Origin of the sequence: Diplocloster modestus, from assembly GCF_019042245.1 — a bacterium.
GTDB lineage: Bacteria > Bacillota > Clostridia > Lachnospirales > Lachnospiraceae > Diplocloster > Diplocloster modestus.
The window spans coordinates 45,605-61,575 of record NZ_JAHQCX010000022.1; the positions used below are offsets into that span (position 1 = coordinate 45,605).

Below are 15,971 nucleotides of genomic sequence, written 5' to 3' on the forward strand. Positions count from 1 at the left end.
GGTACCGCAGGCGGAACAAAAATCGCACGAATGGAGGAACGGTTGAACGAAGAGCTGTTCACCTATACCTGAATATAAGACGCAGTAAATGCGTCACTGGAGGTAAATAATGATAGATAAATTGGTAGCGAAAATACAAAAAACAAATGCCCCTATTGTAGTGGGACTGGATCCCATGCTGGCCTATGTTCCGGAACAAATAAAAGAGGCGGCGTATCGGGAGCACGGAGAAACGTTAAAAGGAGCAGCCGAAGCGATCTGGGAGTTTAACCGCAGAATCGTGGACGCGGTGGCGGATCTGGTTCCTGCCGTGAAACCTCAGATCGCCATGTATGAGCAGTTCGGGATCGAGGGCCTGATGGCTTTCCAGAAGACCGTTTCCTACTGTAAATCCAAGGACCTGGTAGTGATCGGGGATGTGAAGCGCGGGGACATTGGTTCCACTTCGGCTGCCTACGCGGCAGGGCACTTAGGTCATGTGGAAGTGGGCGGTAACGTGTATGCCCCGTTTGACGAAGATTTTATTACGGTGAATCCTTATCTGGGGACGGATGGAATCAAACCGTTTACCGATATCTGTAAAAAAGAGGATAAAGGTTTATTTATTCTGGTGAAGACCTCGAATCCTTCCAGCGGAGAATTCCAGGACCGTCTGGTGGATGGCAGGCCGCTGTATGAACTGGTAGCCGATATGGTGAACCAGTGGGGCGCGGATCTGACCGGCAGCTGCGGCTACAGCGCCGTGGGAGCTGTGGTGGGCGCCACCTATCCCGAGATTGGAAAGGTGTTGCGCAAGGTGATGCCCAAGTCCTATATCCTGGTACCTGGTTATGGTGCCCAGGGAGGAAAAGGCGCGGATCTGGTGCACTATTTTAATGAGGACGGGCTGGGTGCCATCGTCAATTCTTCCCGGGGGATTATTGCGGCTTACAAGCAGGAGGCGTACGCTTCTTTTGGCGCGGAGCATTTTGAAGAGGCGTCCAGACAGGCGGTGCTCGATATGACCGCCGATATTGACGGTGCCCTTAAGTCTGCGAAATAAGTACAAAAGGCTGGCCGTAACGATTGCGGCACTGGAGGAAGACATGAACGAAAAAAGGGAAGCCCTGGTGCTAAGCCAGGGAGAGATAGCGAAGGACATTTTTGATCTGTGGATCAAGCAGCCGGAGATTGCCGGGGCAGCCAGGCCGGGACAGTTTGTGATGATTTACTGTGAGGATAACAGCAGGCTGCTGCCGCGGCCCATTAGTATCTGTGAGGTGAACACGGCGAAAGGCCATCTGAGGCTGGTGTACCGGATCGCCGGGGAAGGGACGAAGGAGTTTTCCAAACTGGTATCCGCAGACCGGATTCAGGTGATGGGGCCTTTGGGAAACGGATTTCCGCTGAGCGCCAAAAAAGCGATCCTGGTGGGCGGCGGAATTGGTATTCCGCCGATGTTAGAACTGGCCAGACAGCTGGAAGGAGAGAAGCAGATCGTACTGGGATACCGGGATGAGCTGTTCCTTGACAAGGATCTGGAAAAGTTCGGGCAGGTATGTATTGCCACGGAGGACGGCAGCACCGGCACCAGGGGGACTGTCATAGACGCGATTAAGGAACATCATCTGGACGCGGAAGTGATCTACGCCTGCGGACCCACACCCATGTTAAAAGCGCTGCAGAAATATGCCATTGTCCACAATATAGAGTGCTATTTGTCCATGGAAGAGCGGATGGCCTGCGGGATCGGAGCCTGCCTGGCCTGTGTATGCAAGTCTGTGGGCAAGGATGAACATACCAATGTGCACAATAAGCGGGTATGTAAGGACGGCCCGGTATTTGAGGCGAGGGAGGTAGAGCTGTAATGAATCTGAGTGTAAATATTGCCGGAGTCGAACTGAAGAATCCGGTTATGCCTGCCTCCGGTACCTTCGGGTCCGGACTGGAATACAGTGATTTTGTTCATTTGGGCGAGCTGGGCGCTGTGGTCACCAAAGGGGTCTCCAATGTGCCATGGATCGGCAATGACACCCCGAGAATCGCGGAGACAAAAAGCGGAATGCTCAATGCGGTGGGGCTGCAGAATCCCGGAGTGGACCTGTTCCTGGAGCGGGATATTCCCTACCTGAAAAAATATGATACAAAGATCGTCGTAAATGTCTGCGGGAAGACAACGGAAGAATACTGTGAAGTGGTGGAGCGGCTTTCCGACGCACCGGTGGACCTGCTGGAGATCAATATATCATGTCCGAATGTGAAGGCAGGGGGGATTGCTTTTGGCCAGGACCCAGAGTGCGCGATGGCGATTACGCAGGAAGTGAAAAAGTATGCGAAACAGCCCATCATCATGAAGTTAAGCCCGAATGTGACGGATATCACGGAGATGGCGAAAGCCGTGGAAGCGGGCGGCGCAGACGCGGTTTCCCTGATCAATACGCTGACCGGTATGAAGATTGATGTACACAGACAGAAATTCGTATTGGCCAACCGGACTGGCGGGCTTTCGGGGCCGGCCATCAAGCCCGTCGCTGTTCGTATGGTATATCAGGTGTTCCAGGCTGTGGATGTGCCCATTATCGGCATGGGCGGTATCGCATCCGCGGAGGACGCCCTGGAATTTATCCTGGCAGGGGCCACGGCGGTAGCTGTGGGGACTGCTAATTTCCACAATCCGGCCGTCATGCCTGAGATTATCCAGGGTTTGGTAAATTATATGAAAAAATATAATATTTCGGATATCCAGGATCTGATCGGTGTGGTAGAATGAGTATTGAATTTTAGGAAGATACCGCTTACGCGGCCCGCCGCAGGCGGAGAGCTTCGCAAGCGAAACTCTATTTCAAAGATCGGAATCAAGTAATAGGAGGATAAAAAAGTGGAACAATATAAGCAGGAATTTATAGAATTTATGGTGGATTGCGGCGTGTTGAAGTTCGGGGATTTTGTAACCAAGAGCGGTAGAAAAACGCCATTTTTTGTGAATACCGGATTCTACCGGACAGGTTCACAGCTGCGTAAGCTGGGGGAATATTATGCGAAAGCGATTCAGAGCAGCTATGGCGTGGAGTTTGACGTACTGTTCGGGCCGGCTTACAAGGGAATCCCCCTGTCAGTGGCTGCGACGATGGCGCTTTCCGAGTTCTACGGTGCGGACATCCGTTATTGTTCCAACCGCAAAGAGGTGAAGGACCACGGAGATACCGGTATTCTGCTGGGAAGCCCCTTGCAGGATCAGGATAAAGTGGTGATTATTGAGGATGTGACCACGGCCGGCACTTCGATCCAGGAGACCCTGCCGATTATTAAGGCACAGGGCGATGTGCAGGTGGTCGGGATGGTCGTATCTGTAGACCGCATGGAGCGCGGACAGGGAACCAAGAGCGCTCTGGCTGAGATCCAGGAAACCTATGGTTTCCCCGCTGCGGCGATCGTTACCATGGCGGAAGTGATCGAACATCTGTATAACCGGCCGTACAAGGGAAAAGTCATTATAGATGACACATTAAAGTCAGCCATTGATGCATACTATGTACAATATGGAACACAGGCGTAAGTCATCTTCAAAGCAGCATTTCACTAAGATGATAAAGAAGATCATACAGGAGGAATCAGCATGAGCGAAAGAGTGTATAAGACAATGTGTAGAGCTGGAGCCAGCAGCCTGGTTCTGGGAATTATATTGATGGTCACCGGCATCACGGCCGGAATTATGATGGTTGTCAATGGGGCAAGACTGTTAAAAAGGAAATCGGATATCATTATTTAGCATAACCGAATGACGGCCGGGAGAATATCTAAGAGCGCTTAGTGGACGCTTTTCATATTCCCGGCCGCCGTCTGATTTCCAGCCATTTAAGAGAGAATGGCAGGGTTTCCGGAACAGGAGATTGGGGTATGTTGGAGTGAAAAAAAGTACTGCGAAAATAATCAGGACGGCAGGGTTGCTGCTGTTTATTTTATATATCATCGGCCTGGTGTATTTTATGTTCTTTTCCGAAGAATACGGCCGGATGCCGGGGGAACGGACATACAGCTATAATCTGGTTCTGTTCCAGGAAATCAATAGATTTATCAAATACCGGGATATCCTCGGACCAATGGCAGTGCTAACAAATCTGGTGGGGAATGTTGTGGGTTTTATGCCTTTTGGATTTATTTTACCGATCATTCACCGGGGCAGCAGGCAGTTCCTGTGGATTACCCTGCTGACTTTCCAGATGAGCCTGTTTATCGAAGTGACCCAGCTGATTTTCAAGGTGGGCAGCTTTGATGTGGATGATCTTCTGCTTAACACCATAGGCGGTATGCTGGGATATCTGGTATTCTGGATCTGCAATAAGATAAGGAGAAAGTATATTGGCTAAAAAAAGAGGATATAAGTTTACAAATAAGCGGCACTCCGGAAAAGGGATCTTTTCTACGGTAGTAGCCGCGTTGTCGATTGTATTGTTTGGTTTCATGATCTATCTCTCCTACTTAAGCAAGGGGAGCGGCGAGCTGTATATCGGCTCTGTGGGTGTAGTGGCCATCATTATGGCTGCCGTCGGGCTGGTGTATGGACTGAGAGGTTTCCAGGAAAAAGAACGGTATAAGCTGTTCCCGACGCTGGGGTCGTTACTGTCGGTGCTGATACTGGCTGTGTGGATTGGGATTTATCTGATCGGTTTCTAGGGCGTGCGGCTGGCGGGAATGAATTTTCCATGGCCGGAGGGTATTTTCAATAGCGGGAATGAATGTTCGAGCACGCTCCGGGGCAGGGAACTGGAATAGAGAAATAGAAAAAGAATGGGGGATTTTCATGGAACGTTTAGACAAGCAAATGGAATTTATCCTGGAAGCGGATAAGGAAAAAAATATCATGCGGCAGACTTATATTGCTGATGGCAGCAGAAAGGAAAACGATGCGGAGCATTCCTGGCATCTGGCCCTTATGTGTTACCTGCTGGCGGAGCACGCCAACGAGCCCATCGACGTGGCGAGAACAATGGCGATGGTTCTGATGCATGATATCATTGAGATCGACGCGGGGGATACCTATGCCTACGACAGCGCGGGGAACGACACCAAAAGAGAGCGGGAACTGAAGGCGGCGGAGCGGATCTTTCATCTGCTGCCGGAGGATCAGGCGGCGGACGTCAGAGGGCTTTGGGATGAATTTGAGGAAGGGAAGACTCCGGAGGCCAGGTTTGCCAACACGCTGGACAAAGTGCAGCCGCTTCTTCTGAATGATCGTTCCGGCGGAGAGTCCTGGAGGGAACACGGCGTGAGCCAGGAACAGGTGATCCGGCGCAATGCCCGCACGCCGGAGGGATCGCAGAAACTCTGGGAATATTGCCTGCCTCTGATTGCGAAGAATGTGAAAGAAGGGAATTTGAAGCCATGATGGATAAGGAACGGGCGGAATGGATCTGGGCGCGCTATGCGTTGGCCATTGAGCGGATCCGGGAGATCGCCGGGGAAGAGGTCATCGAAGGTCTGGGCCGAGACTATTTTCAGAAGACGGCCGGTTTTCTGGTGGAAATGGATCTATTGCTGGAGATGATCGAGGGAAAGCGCTTTAAGCGCATGTCCCTGTCTGAAATGCAGGAGCTGAACCGGGAGCTGTACCGGGATATCCTGCCGGAACATTACGATCACAGCTATGCCAATCCTGCGTATGCGGCTGAGAAACTGGGAGCGGAATACGGCAGTCTGCTCTGTTTTCTCTACACGGAGCTTCGGGGGGCGATCCCCTGTGCGTTTGAAATGCAGGCTTATGATGAGGAACGGCTGCTTCATATGGTCATACTGTATGAACTGTTTCTCCAGGTCTACGCGGGATTTACCGACGATCCGGCGCAGACGCCGGAAGAGATCCGCCAGATGATCTACTGGCATATGAGCGATTACAGCGATGTACTGGTGCCCTATCGGATCCGGCAGCAGTTAGATCCGTCGCTTGATTTTGCCACAGACATTATTTTACACAGCCAGCTGATGGATCTTCGCTATCTCTACCGCTACGGGGAGTACATTTCCGATAATGAGCTTAAGCTGGCTTCTTATCTGAACAGTCTGTCACAGGAAAAGATAGATGCCATGGCCCTGACTTATACGGACGGGTACCGGGTCGGATTTGTCAACACCGGAAAGGATATTTCCAAAAAATCCGTGGTGAATATCCGCTATCCCATCGGCTTTGAGCGGGTGGTGCGTTCCGCTATCCGGTATTTTGAAGACATGGGGCTTAAACCTGCGATTTACCGCATTGCGTACCACAGTGTGAACAAACGGCAGAATCTGAGGATCGGTTACTGCGCCACCTCACCCAACAAACAGTACGACTACGACCACAAGGACGACGCTGCCGTTTATCTGGATAAGAAGTATGTCACTCGGAAACTGGAAGTGACCCGCCAGGCGTTTGAAGAATATAAAGAGCTGGCATACGGGCATGCGGGGCCTGCCTGCATCGAGGTATTCGGGGAAGCGCCCTTTACTCCGGAAAATAAGCCTGCGGCCTGCCGTCTGACCGATAAGCAGCAGAAGCTTATGGTCTATTGCCAGAATGAGGCGGGACAGATTACCAACGAATATATCAAAGGGGATGAACGCAGTTTTACGATCATTGCGTTTCCGCTTCCGGAGATCGGTAAGGATTTTCCTGAAATCTTTGATGAAATCGTCAGGATCAATACGTTGGATTATGTCTTATATCAGACGATCCAGCAAAAGCTGATCGACGCTTTAGACGGGGGAGCCTATGTCCATATACTGGGCGCGGGCGCAAATGAGACGGATCTGCAGGTGGCGTTAAAACCGCTCGCCGATACCGCGCGGGAAACCGTGTTCGAAAACTGTGTGGCCGATGTGAATATCCCGGTGGGAGAGGTGTTCACCTCTCCGGTTTTGAAGGGCACCGACGGTATCTTGCATGTGGGCCGTGTCTATCTGAACGAACTGGAATACCGGGGATTGCGGATCGCTTTTAAAGACGGGTGTGTGTCCGATTATACCTGTACTAACTTTGACAATGAGGAAGAGAATAAAAAATATATCCGGGAAAATGTGTTGTACCATCATGATAGCCTGCCCATGGGTGAGTTCGCGATCGGCACGAACACCGCGGCCTATGTTATGGCGCGCAGGTATAGAATAGAGGATAAGCTTCCGATTCTGATCGCGGAGAAGATGGGGCCCCATTTCGCGGTGGGAGATACCTGCTATAGCTGGGAAGAAGATACGAAGACCTATAATCCGGACGGGAAGGAGATCATCGCTAAGGAAAATGAGATCTCAGCACTAAGAAAAGAGGATATTAGTAAGGCCTATTTCAACTGCCATACGGATATTACGATACCTTATGATGAGCTGGCGGAGATAGCTGTGGTGTATCCGGATGGGGGAAGGTGTATGCTTATCAGGGATGGGCGGTTTGTGCTTGCGGGTACGGAGAAGCTGAATGAGCCTTTTGGGGCATAAACAATGGGGACATGTCCAAACTGGAATGGACATGTCCCAAACCGGAATGGACATGTCCCAAACTGAAATGGACATGTCCCAAATCAGAACGGACATGTCCCCCATTACCGCTGGATTATCTTGATCGCCCATTGACAAACGTAAGAAACCCTAGTAGAATTACTTATATAAACGAAGAAATATATAAGCACAACTTATCAATGTCCATTACAAGAAAAGAGAGCGGAAGACATATGAAAAAAATTGGTATAGTGGGCGGCGGTCAGCTGGGAAAAATGATGATTCTGGATGCCAAGCGTCTGGACTATTATTTTGTCATTGTGGACCCGACCGAGCATTGTCCCGCGCACGGTATTGCGGATGAGCACATCGTAGCCGGTTTTGAGGATGTGGCTGCAATTAAGGCGATGGCGGAAAAGGTAGACGTGGTCACTTATGAGTTCGAACATATCAGTTTGGAGGCATTGCAGCAGCTGGAGGCAAAAGGGCATAAAGTCTATCCGTCCAGCGAGACCCTGTCTCACATACAGAATAAGCTGGAGCAGAAGAAGTGGCTCAGGGATCACGGTATCCCGGTACCGGCTTTTCTGGAGATCCCGGACCGGGAGGCTCTTAGTAAGGCACATGAGGTGTTTGGCTATCCCATGATGCTGAAGACCTGTACCGGCGGCTATGATGGAAAAGGCAATGCGCTGATCCGGGAAGCCGGAGACGAAGAGGAAGCCTATCAGGCGTTGGGCGGCGGCAGCCTTCCGCTGATGGTGGAGGAATGTATCCCCTTTGAGAAGGAAGTGTCGGTGCTGGCCTGCAGAAGTACCAACGGCGAGATGGCGGTATTCCCGGTAGCGGAAAATGTACATAAGAACAGTATCCTGGACGAAACCACCGTACCGGCGGATATTCCGGACAGCACTGCCGGGGAGGCCTGGGAAGTGGCCAGGGCCTGTACGAAAGCGGTCAATGCATACGGGATGCTCTGCATAGAATTGTTTGTGGCTAAGGACGGGCATGTCCTGGTAAATGAGCTGGCGCCCAGACCGCATAATTCCGGCCACTATACCATTGAAGGCTGTTATACGTCCCAATACGAGAACCATATTCGGGCGATCCTGGGACTGCCGCTGGGGAATACACAGCTGATCCGGCCGGCCGCGATGAAGAATTTGATCGGAGATCACAGCGGACCGGCAGAATTGACAGGGGTGGGAGAGGCTTATCAAAACCCCAATGTCAAGCTGCACATATATGGAAAAGAGACGGTATCTCCGGGACGGAAAATGGGACATATCACCGCAACCGGCAGCACCATTGAGGAAGCGTTAAGAGAAGTGCGTCAGGCGCACGCATGTATTCGATTCTGATCATTACGGGAGGAGAAGCAGGATGAAACCAGTAGTTGGAATTATCATGGGCAGTGATTCGGATCTGCCGGTGATGGCTAAGGCAGCAGAAATGCTGGATCAGTTACAGGTACCCTATGAGTGTACCATCGTATCGGCGCACAGGACGCCCGGCCGTCTGTGCGAATACGCGAAGCAGGCGGAGGAGCGGGGAATCCGTGTGATCATCGCGGGAGCAGGAGGAGCGGCGCACCTGCCGGGCATGACGGCGGCGATGACGGTGCTGCCGGTGATCGGAGTGCCGGTGCAGACCAAAGCATTAAGCGGCGTGGACTCCCTTTACAGCATTGTCCAGATGCCCCCGGGCATTCCGGTGGCTACCGTGGCGATCAACGGAGCCTTGAACGCGGCGCTGCTGGCAGCTAAGATCCTGGCTGTCACCGATTCGGAATTAAGCGCCAGACTGAAAGAATATGCCGGCCAGCTGGAGGACAGTGTCCTTGGCAAGGCGGAAAAGTTGGAAACGATCCATTATGAGGATTATCTGAAACAGATGTAACAGGATAACAAAAGTTGGAGGAAAATTATGGATTACAAAAAAGCGGGTGTCGATATCGAAGCCGGATATCGAGCGGTAGAGTTGATGAAAGAGCATGTGAAGGGGACGATGCGGCCGGAAGTGCTTACCGGACTGGGCGGTTTCTCAGGAGCCTTTTCACTGGAGTCCTTTAAGAACATGGAAAAACCCACGCTGGTTTCCGGTACGGACGGTGTTGGTACCAAGTTAAAACTGGCGTTTTTGATGGACAAGCATAACACCATCGGTATCGACTGTGTAGCCATGTGTGTGAATGATATCGCCTGCGCGGGCGGGGAGCCTTTGTTTTTCCTGGATTATATCGCCTGCGGCAAAAATGAACCGGAGAAGATCGCATCCATCGTCAGCGGCGTGGCGGAAGGCTGTAAACAGGCGGGAGCCGCCCTGATCGGCGGCGAGACGGCCGAAATGCCCGGATTCTACCCGGTGGACGAATATGACCTGGCCGGATTCGCGGTAGGAATCGTGGATGAGAAGAAGCTGATCACCGGCCGGGACGCGAAACCCGGCGATGTGCTCATCGGTTTTGCCTCCTCCGGGATCCACAGCAACGGATATTCCCTTGTCCGCAAGGTGTTCAGTATGACAAAGGAAGCGCTGGATGTAACCTACGATTCCCTCGGATGTACGCTGGGAGAAGCACTTCTGTGCCCTACGAAAATATATGTAAAAGCTTTGAAGGCCGTAAAAGAAGCCGGCGTATCCATCAAAGCATGCAGCCATATCACCGGAGGCGGATTTTATGAAAATGTACCCCGGATGCTGCCGGACGGTGTCCGCGCGGTAGTGGAAAAGAACAGTTATCCGATTCCTCCTATTTTTGACATGTTATCCAGAGACGGCGATATTGAAGAGGAAATGATGTACAATACCTTCAACATGGGCATCGGCATGATGATCGCGGTATCCCCCGACCAGGCGGACCGGGCGGTGGAAGCCGTAAAAGCGGCCGGAGAGATCCCTTACCTGATCGGGAAACTGGAAGCCGGAGAAAAAGGAGTAACCCTATGTTAGATCTGGTAGTGCTGGTGTCCGGAGGCGGAACAAACCTGCAGGCCATTATCGATGCCATCGATAACGGAACCATAACCAATGCCAGAATCCGGGCGGTGATCAGTAATAATCAAAACGCTTACGCGCTGGAGCGGTCCAGGCGGCATGGAATAGAAGCCGTATGTGTCTCTCCGAAGGAATACGCGGACAGAGAGCTGTTTAATCAGGCTTTTTTGGATACGGTTGATGCTTATCAGCCGGGGCTTATTGTTCTGGCCGGATTCCTGGTAGTTATTCCACCGGCCATGATACAAAAATATGAGAAAAAAATAATCAATATACATCCCTCCCTGATCCCCTCCTTCTGCGGCACCGGATATTACGGGCTTAAGGTACACGAGGCGGCTCTTACAAGAGGAGTAAAGATAACGGGAGCCACGGTGCACTATGTGGACGAGGGGACGGATACAGGTCCGATTTTACTGCAGAAAGCGGTGGAAGTCCGGGAAGGAGACACCCCTCAGGAGTTGCAGCGAAGAGTAATGGAAGAGGCGGAATGGGTGATTCTGCCGGAGGCGATTCAGTTGATAGCGAACGGGAGGAAAGAAGCATGAAAGTACTCATAATCGGAAGCGGCGGACGGGAGCATGTTCTCGCATGGAAAATATCCCGGAATCCGGAAGTGAAGGAAATATACTGCGCGCCCGGGAACGGCGGAATCGCGCAGATTGCGCAGTGCGTGGATATCGGCGTGATGGATTTTGAAAAACAGGTGGCTTTCGCGAAAGAAAAGCAGATCGATCTGACCATCGTAGCCATGGATGATCCTCTGGTAGGGGGCGCGGTGGACGCTTTTGAAGCCGCGGGCCTGAAGGCTTTCGGACCCAGGGCGAACGCGGCGATCCTGGAAGGTTCCAAGGCATTTTCCAAAGATCTGATGAAAAAATATAAAATTCCCACCGCAGGCTATGAAAACTTCGACGATCCGAAGGAAGCGCTTCAATATCTGGAGACAGCCAAGTTCCCTATCGTGCTGAAGGCGGATGGACTGGCTCTTGGCAAAGGGGTGCTGATCTGTCAGAACCTGCAGGAAGCCAGAGCCGGTGTAAAGACCATCATGGAAGATAAACAGTTCGGCAGCGCCGGAAACCGTCTGGTGATCGAGGAGTTCATGACCGGACGGGAAGTATCGGTCCTCTCCTTTGTGGACGGGAAGACCGTCAAAACCATGACGTCCGCCCAGGACCATAAAAGAGCCATGGACGGGGACCAGGGCTTAAATACCGGCGGTATGGGTACCTTTTCCCCCAGCCCGTTCTATACCAAAGAAGTGGATGACTTCTGCCAGAAATATATCTATCAGGCAACGGTAGACGCCATGGCCGCAGAAGGCCGTCCCTTTGTGGGAATCATCTTCTTTGGCCTGATGCTGACGGAAGAAGGCCCGAAGGTGTTGGAATACAATGCCAGATTCGGTGACCCGGAAGCGCAGGTAGTGCTTCCAAGAATGAAAAACGATATGATCGAAGTGGTGGAAGCCTGCATGGAAGGCAGACTGGACCAGATCGACCTGCAGTTTGAGGATAACGCCGCGGTTTGTGTGGTGCTGGCCTCCGACGGATACCCGGTGAAATACGAAAAGGGCTTTCCGATCCATGGACTGGAGAACTTTACGGATAAAGACGGCTGCTATGTATTCCATGCCGGTACCAAGGCGACCCCGGAAGGGATCGTTACGAATGGAGGAAGGGTCCTGGGAGTCACGGCCAAAGGGGCGGACTTAAAACAGGCCCGGGCCAATGCCTACGAGGCTGTGAAATGGATTGATTTTGAGAATAAATATTGCAGATCGGATATAGGTAAGGCCATCGACGAAGTATAATAAAATGAGAGACAAGACGGATAAAAGCTCCGGAGGACGGGGGGCAGGTTCTTCCTGGGGTTTAGGTATGCCTGCTGCTTAAGACAGGGGACAGGGACGGTATCCGGGGAGCCCTCCGGCCGGCGGGGTCTTTTGGGGTTCTTCCTCAGATTTGGATATGCCCGCTGCTTAAGACTGGGGACAGAGACGGTATCCGGGGAGGCTCCCGCCCGCCGGGTTCTTTTGTGTCTCCCCGAGTGCGCGGAGGGCTTGCGCCAGCCACCGCTAAGTGGAATCGAAAAGCCAGGTTCAGGAACCGAGCCTATTCACCAGGAACACGTGATGTGTTCCCGGTTCAGAGGCTCTTGCCCGTCGGACGTGAAGTCCGCCGTGCATCCTGAACCCGGCTTTCCGATTCCACTAAGCGGTGGCTGTGCCGCCCTATGCGCACTCGGGGAGACACAAAAGAACCCGGCGGGCGGGAGCCTCCCCGGATACCGTCTCTGTCCCCAGTCTTAAACAGCGGGCATATCCAAACCCGGGGAAATCCCCAAAAGACCCCGCCGGCCGGGAGTCTCCCCGGATAGCGTCCCTGTCCCCAGTCTTAAGCAGCAGGCATACCCCAAAACCCCAGGAAGAACCTGCCCCCCGTCCTCCGGAGCTTTTATCCGTCTTGCCATTTACATTTTTATGTTTGAATTCAGACGGCCGCGTAACCGGCGTCTGAAAGGATTTCAACCGCTCTTGTAAAATCTCCAGCTTTTGTCAAAATATAATCTGTATTAAAAGTTGACAGAGCAAAAATACCAATCCCGTTATCTGCCAGCAAAGCCGATATACGAGAAAGGATTCCGATCAATGAAAAATCCAAAACGCCCTGTATCCGGAATGCCTTCCATCCGTCATCCCTCTTGATGAAATTAGCAGGTACATCTTCCGTAACACATACCAGCGAATATTCCTCATCTGTTTTCCCGGCAAAACAATAGTTACTTTCGAAATGAACAAGTGAATAATCCCTAACCTGGCATATGGAAAAATTACAATCTAAAATCTTAATCTCTAAATATTCAATACTCATGGCAATTATCACCCCTTCCGACCTCCAAACACTTCTTACGGATTCTAGTAGATTCTATTATTTCCTTTGATAAATGTCAATGCAGACTGTCTGAAATTCCCTGATATTCGCTCCGTTATCCCTATTTTGAGAAAAGAGATAAAAAAATATGCTAACCGGTTGACATATAAGAAATGAAGTGATATTATGATGCTATCCAATATATGTCAACCGGTTAGCATATTTTTCCCGGAAAGCAGTGGATGGTAAGTTTCTACGGCTGGAAAAGGAGAAAAGGAAAGTATTGCCTAAAAGGCAAAGGTAAGTGTAACTGTTGGGGAAGCAAAAAAATAATCAGGAGGAAAGGCTATGAAAAAGCAGAGTAAATGGATGGCATTGTTACTGGTAACGTCGATGGCGGCTGCGTCTCTTATGGGATGCGGGGATAAAAGCGCTGGGGATGCGAATGGCAGTGCGCCGGGGAACGAAACAGAACCGAAGCAGGAAGCGTCCGCAGAACCCAAGGGGGAGAATCAGGATCAGCTGACACTGGTATGGCAGAGCTGGGATCCGATTTCCAAATACCAGCCTGTGATCGACGCCTATGAGGAGCAGAACCCGAATATCAAGATCGAGTATCAGCAGGTTTCCGACTATCTGACTAAGATCTTTACCGAAGCGGCTTCGGATGAACTGCCGGATCTGCTTGCCTGCCAGGTGGGCTACACACAGGAATTCGCGGATGCCGGTGTGCTGGAGGAGATCCGGGTGGAAGACCTGAAGGCGGACGCGGATTATGAGTTCGATGATTTCTGGGAAACTACTCTGGATTACGCCATGTATGACGGCAAATATTATGGACTGCCTGTGGACGGCGGCAACTACGCATGGGTGTACAATAAGAAAATCTTTGACCAACTGGGGATTGAAGTGCCGGAAGAGGGATTTTCCTGGGATGAATTCGTGGAGGTCTCCAAACAGATCATGGATCAGAAAGATGAGGTTGGTGTAAACTACGCGACCCTGGTCAATGATTACGGCTTAAAGACGATTCTTCCCTATATCTGGCAGAACGGATGTGAGTATCTGAACACGGATGGAACGGCCAGCCTGCTGGATGACCAGAAGGCTATCGATGCCGTCCAGTATATCAAAGATCTGTATGAAGTACATAAAGTAATGCCCACCATGGAGAAACTGGATGAGGGATCGCTCCCGATCGTGGGAATGTTGAATTCCGGTTCCATCGCCATGGGACGTGTGGCCCTTTGGGAAGCGCTGAAACTGGAAGACAGTGAGAAACTGGACTGGCAGCTGATGCATGCGCCTCACGGAAATGACGGAGCAAAGGGGGAAGTGCTGTATGTGAACACCCTGAGCGTGGCCAGCACATCGGAGCATAAAGAAGAAGCCATGGATTTCCTGAAATTCGTGACCAGCAAAGAGGGGCTTAAGGTTTTCCTGGAGAACACCAGTGACCCGCAGATATCTGTCAGAAAATCCCTGAAAGAGGTGTCTATCGCGCCGTTTGATGCTTCCAAGAACGCCGGAATCTTCGTGGACGCGCTGGAATACTGCAAATGGATGCCCAACATTTTGTCGGTCAACGATCAGATCACCGCGGTCGGACGCCAGTTAGACCGGATCTGGTATGACAATGAGCCGGTAGCGGATGTGATGAAGGATGCGGCAAAGGAAGTCAACGGGCTTCTTGTAAAATAAATATTCTTCGGTGAGGGAGAACGGAAGGAACCTTTTTTGTGGATTTTAGGAGGCGGAAAATGAAGAAAAAATTTGGATCCAAACGGCAGCGGCTCTACAATTCGTCCTGTGTGATTTTGTTTTTGCTGCCCAGTTTCCTGCTGCTTGCAGTGTTTGTATTTTGGCCGATGATCTATTCTATGGTGCTTGCATTCTTTGAGTGGAATCCACTGAAAGGGAAGGATTTTACAGGGCTTGAAAACTTCCGGACCCTGGTACAGGATGATCTCTGGTGGACGAGTCTTAAGAACACGGTCTACTACATCATCCTGAATGTACCGCTCATAGTGGCGGCGGCCCTGGGCCTGGCCGAGATCGTCGTATCTGTGGGCAGGACCTCCAAACTGTTCCGGGGTATCTATTTTGTACCCACGATGCTCTCTCTGGTGGCGACAGGGATCGTATGGAGCTATCTGTTAAATACCAACACCGGTGTGATCAACGGTCTGCTCAACCGGATCGGCCTGCCGTCCGTCAAATGGTTTACCAGCGGAAAAGTGGCCATGCTGTCCATCGTGATCGTGACGGTCTGGAGATGGGCCGGATATTATATGGTGATGTTCGTGGCGGGGATGCTGGGGATATCGGAGCAGTATTATGAGGCTGCGGATCTGGAAGGGGCCGGCCGTTTTCAAAAATTCCGCTATATTACCCTTCCGCAGCTGAAGCCAATGATCTATTTTGTGGCGCTGATGAGCATCATCGGATCGTTCCAGGAATTTGACCTGTTTTATATGATTACTCTGGGCGGCCCCGGGACAGCCACCTATGTGACCGGCTTTTATATGTGGCAGACGGCCTTTTCATCCATGAAGATGGGGTATGCCAGCGCCATGTCCGTGGTATTGTTTATCATTGTCCTTTCATTTACCGTGATCCAGAATAAAGTGACGCAGGCAGACTAGGAGGGGAAGA

The 15,971-nt window shown here is 51.4% G+C and carries 17 protein-coding genes; 16 read left to right on the top strand and 1 reads right to left on the bottom strand.

The features are described 5' to 3' along the window. The first annotated feature begins 109 nt into the window (after window positions 1-109). From pyrF to purD, 14 genes are all read left to right on the top strand, one after another. Window positions 110-1,042 (top strand): orotidine-5'-phosphate decarboxylase, encoded by a 933-nt coding sequence (gene pyrF / locus KTH90_RS22110; RefSeq protein ID WP_158351959.1) that lies wholly within the window; start codon window positions 110-112, stop codon window positions 1,040-1,042. 43 nt (window positions 1,043-1,085) lie between these two features. Beyond that, window positions 1,086-1,847, top strand: coding sequence for a dihydroorotate dehydrogenase electron transfer subunit (locus KTH90_RS22115; RefSeq protein WP_158351957.1), 762 nt, complete (start codon window positions 1,086-1,088; stop codon window positions 1,845-1,847). Next, window positions 1,847-2,749: a dihydroorotate dehydrogenase gene (locus KTH90_RS22120; RefSeq protein ID WP_158351955.1), complete on the top strand. Its 903-nt coding sequence runs from the start codon at window positions 1,847-1,849 to the stop codon at window positions 2,747-2,749. The genes KTH90_RS22115 and KTH90_RS22120 overlap by 1 nt, the downstream gene beginning before the upstream one ends. Before the next feature lie 108 nt (window positions 2,750-2,857). Further along, window positions 2,858-3,535, top strand: coding sequence for an orotate phosphoribosyltransferase (pyrE, locus tag KTH90_RS22125; RefSeq protein WP_158351953.1), 678 nt, complete (start codon window positions 2,858-2,860; stop codon window positions 3,533-3,535). Between the two features lie 60 nt (window positions 3,536-3,595). Beyond that, window positions 3,596-3,748, top strand: coding sequence for a hypothetical protein (locus tag KTH90_RS22130; protein ID WP_238727495.1), 153 nt, complete (start codon window positions 3,596-3,598; stop codon window positions 3,746-3,748). Window positions 3,749-3,884: 136 nt separating this feature from the next. Beyond that, complete coding sequence (locus KTH90_RS22135; RefSeq protein WP_158351951.1) at window positions 3,885-4,346, top strand: VanZ family protein; 462 nt, start codon at window positions 3,885-3,887, stop codon at window positions 4,344-4,346. Continuing rightward, window positions 4,339-4,653, top strand: coding sequence for a DUF6142 family protein (locus KTH90_RS22140; protein WP_158351949.1), 315 nt, complete (start codon window positions 4,339-4,341; stop codon window positions 4,651-4,653). Before KTH90_RS22135 ends, KTH90_RS22140 begins: the two co-directional genes overlap by 8 nt. Window positions 4,654-4,780: 127 nt before the next feature. After that, window positions 4,781-5,365: an HD domain-containing protein gene (locus tag KTH90_RS22145; protein WP_158351947.1), complete on the top strand. Its 585-nt coding sequence runs from the start codon at window positions 4,781-4,783 to the stop codon at window positions 5,363-5,365. After that, entirely contained in the window at window positions 5,362-7,443 is a 2,082-nt protein-coding gene (locus tag KTH90_RS22150) for an aminopeptidase (RefSeq protein WP_158351945.1), read from the top strand. Before KTH90_RS22145 ends, KTH90_RS22150 begins: the two co-directional genes overlap by 4 nt. 233 nt (window positions 7,444-7,676) lie before the next feature. Further along, the gene (locus KTH90_RS22155; RefSeq protein WP_158351944.1) at window positions 7,677-8,804 is read left to right on the top strand and encodes a 5-(carboxyamino)imidazole ribonucleotide synthase; all 1,128 of its coding nucleotides are present in this window, start codon (window positions 7,677-7,679) and stop codon (window positions 8,802-8,804) included. A 22-nt stretch (window positions 8,805-8,826) separates the two neighbouring features. Then, window positions 8,827-9,342 (top strand): 5-(carboxyamino)imidazole ribonucleotide mutase, encoded by a 516-nt coding sequence (purE, locus tag KTH90_RS22160; RefSeq protein ID WP_158351942.1) that lies wholly within the window; start codon window positions 8,827-8,829, stop codon window positions 9,340-9,342. 27 nt (window positions 9,343-9,369) lie between these two features. Beyond that, window positions 9,370-10,395: a phosphoribosylformylglycinamidine cyclo-ligase gene (gene purM / locus KTH90_RS22165; protein WP_158351940.1), complete on the top strand. Its 1,026-nt coding sequence runs from the start codon at window positions 9,370-9,372 to the stop codon at window positions 10,393-10,395. Then, window positions 10,389-10,988, top strand: a complete 600-nt coding sequence (gene purN, locus KTH90_RS22170; protein WP_158351938.1) for a phosphoribosylglycinamide formyltransferase — start codon at window positions 10,389-10,391, stop codon at window positions 10,986-10,988. The genes purM and purN overlap by 7 nt, the downstream gene beginning before the upstream one ends. After that, entirely contained in the window at window positions 10,985-12,256 is a 1,272-nt protein-coding gene (purD, locus tag KTH90_RS22175; RefSeq protein WP_158351936.1) for a phosphoribosylamine--glycine ligase, read from the top strand. Before purN ends, purD begins: the two co-directional genes overlap by 4 nt. Window positions 12,257-12,935: 679 nt before the next feature. Here the strand turns inward: purD and KTH90_RS22180 are convergent. Beyond that, window positions 12,936-13,316, bottom strand: a complete 381-nt coding sequence (locus tag KTH90_RS22180) for an ACT domain-containing protein (RefSeq protein WP_158351934.1) — start codon at window positions 13,314-13,316, stop codon at window positions 12,936-12,938. Window positions 13,317-13,664: 348 nt separating this feature from the next. On the opposite strand from KTH90_RS22180, the gene KTH90_RS22185 reads away from it, so the two are divergent. Both KTH90_RS22185 and KTH90_RS22190 read left to right on the top strand, forming a co-directional pair. After that, window positions 13,665-15,017, top strand: a complete 1,353-nt coding sequence (locus tag KTH90_RS22185; protein ID WP_238727496.1) for an ABC transporter substrate-binding protein — start codon at window positions 13,665-13,667, stop codon at window positions 15,015-15,017. A gap of 59 nt (window positions 15,018-15,076) precedes the next feature. Next, window positions 15,077-15,961, top strand: coding sequence for a carbohydrate ABC transporter permease (locus KTH90_RS22190; RefSeq protein WP_238727497.1), 885 nt, complete (start codon window positions 15,077-15,079; stop codon window positions 15,959-15,961). Window positions 15,962-15,971 lie beyond the last annotated feature (10 nt).

Coding starts and splice junctions, on each gene's coding strand:
- pyrF (WP_158351959.1), top strand. CDS start 110: ATGATAGATAAATTGGTAGCGAAAATACAAAAAACAAATGCCCCTATT.
- KTH90_RS22115 (WP_158351957.1), top strand. CDS start 1,086: ATGAACGAAAAAAGGGAAGCCCTGGTGCTAAGCCAGGGAGAGATAGCG.
- KTH90_RS22120 (WP_158351955.1), top strand. CDS start 1,847: ATGAATCTGAGTGTAAATATTGCCGGAGTCGAACTGAAGAATCCGGTT.
- KTH90_RS22130 (WP_238727495.1), top strand. CDS start 3,596: ATGAGCGAAAGAGTGTATAAGACAATGTGTAGAGCTGGAGCCAGCAGC.
- KTH90_RS22145 (WP_158351947.1), top strand. CDS start 4,781: ATGGAACGTTTAGACAAGCAAATGGAATTTATCCTGGAAGCGGATAAG.
- KTH90_RS22150 (WP_158351945.1), top strand. CDS start 5,362: ATGATGGATAAGGAACGGGCGGAATGGATCTGGGCGCGCTATGCGTTG.
- KTH90_RS22155 (WP_158351944.1), top strand. CDS start 7,677: ATGAAAAAAATTGGTATAGTGGGCGGCGGTCAGCTGGGAAAAATGATG.
- purE (WP_158351942.1), top strand. CDS start 8,827: ATGAAACCAGTAGTTGGAATTATCATGGGCAGTGATTCGGATCTGCCG.
- purM (WP_158351940.1), top strand. CDS start 9,370: ATGGATTACAAAAAAGCGGGTGTCGATATCGAAGCCGGATATCGAGCG.
- purN (WP_158351938.1), top strand. CDS start 10,389: ATGTTAGATCTGGTAGTGCTGGTGTCCGGAGGCGGAACAAACCTGCAG.
- purD (WP_158351936.1), top strand. CDS start 10,985: ATGAAAGTACTCATAATCGGAAGCGGCGGACGGGAGCATGTTCTCGCA.
- KTH90_RS22180 (WP_158351934.1), bottom strand. CDS start 13,316: ATGAGTATTGAATATTTAGAGATTAAGATTTTAGATTGTAATTTTTCC.
- KTH90_RS22185 (WP_238727496.1), top strand. CDS start 13,665: ATGAAAAAGCAGAGTAAATGGATGGCATTGTTACTGGTAACGTCGATG.
- KTH90_RS22190 (WP_238727497.1), top strand. CDS start 15,077: ATGAAGAAAAAATTTGGATCCAAACGGCAGCGGCTCTACAATTCGTCC.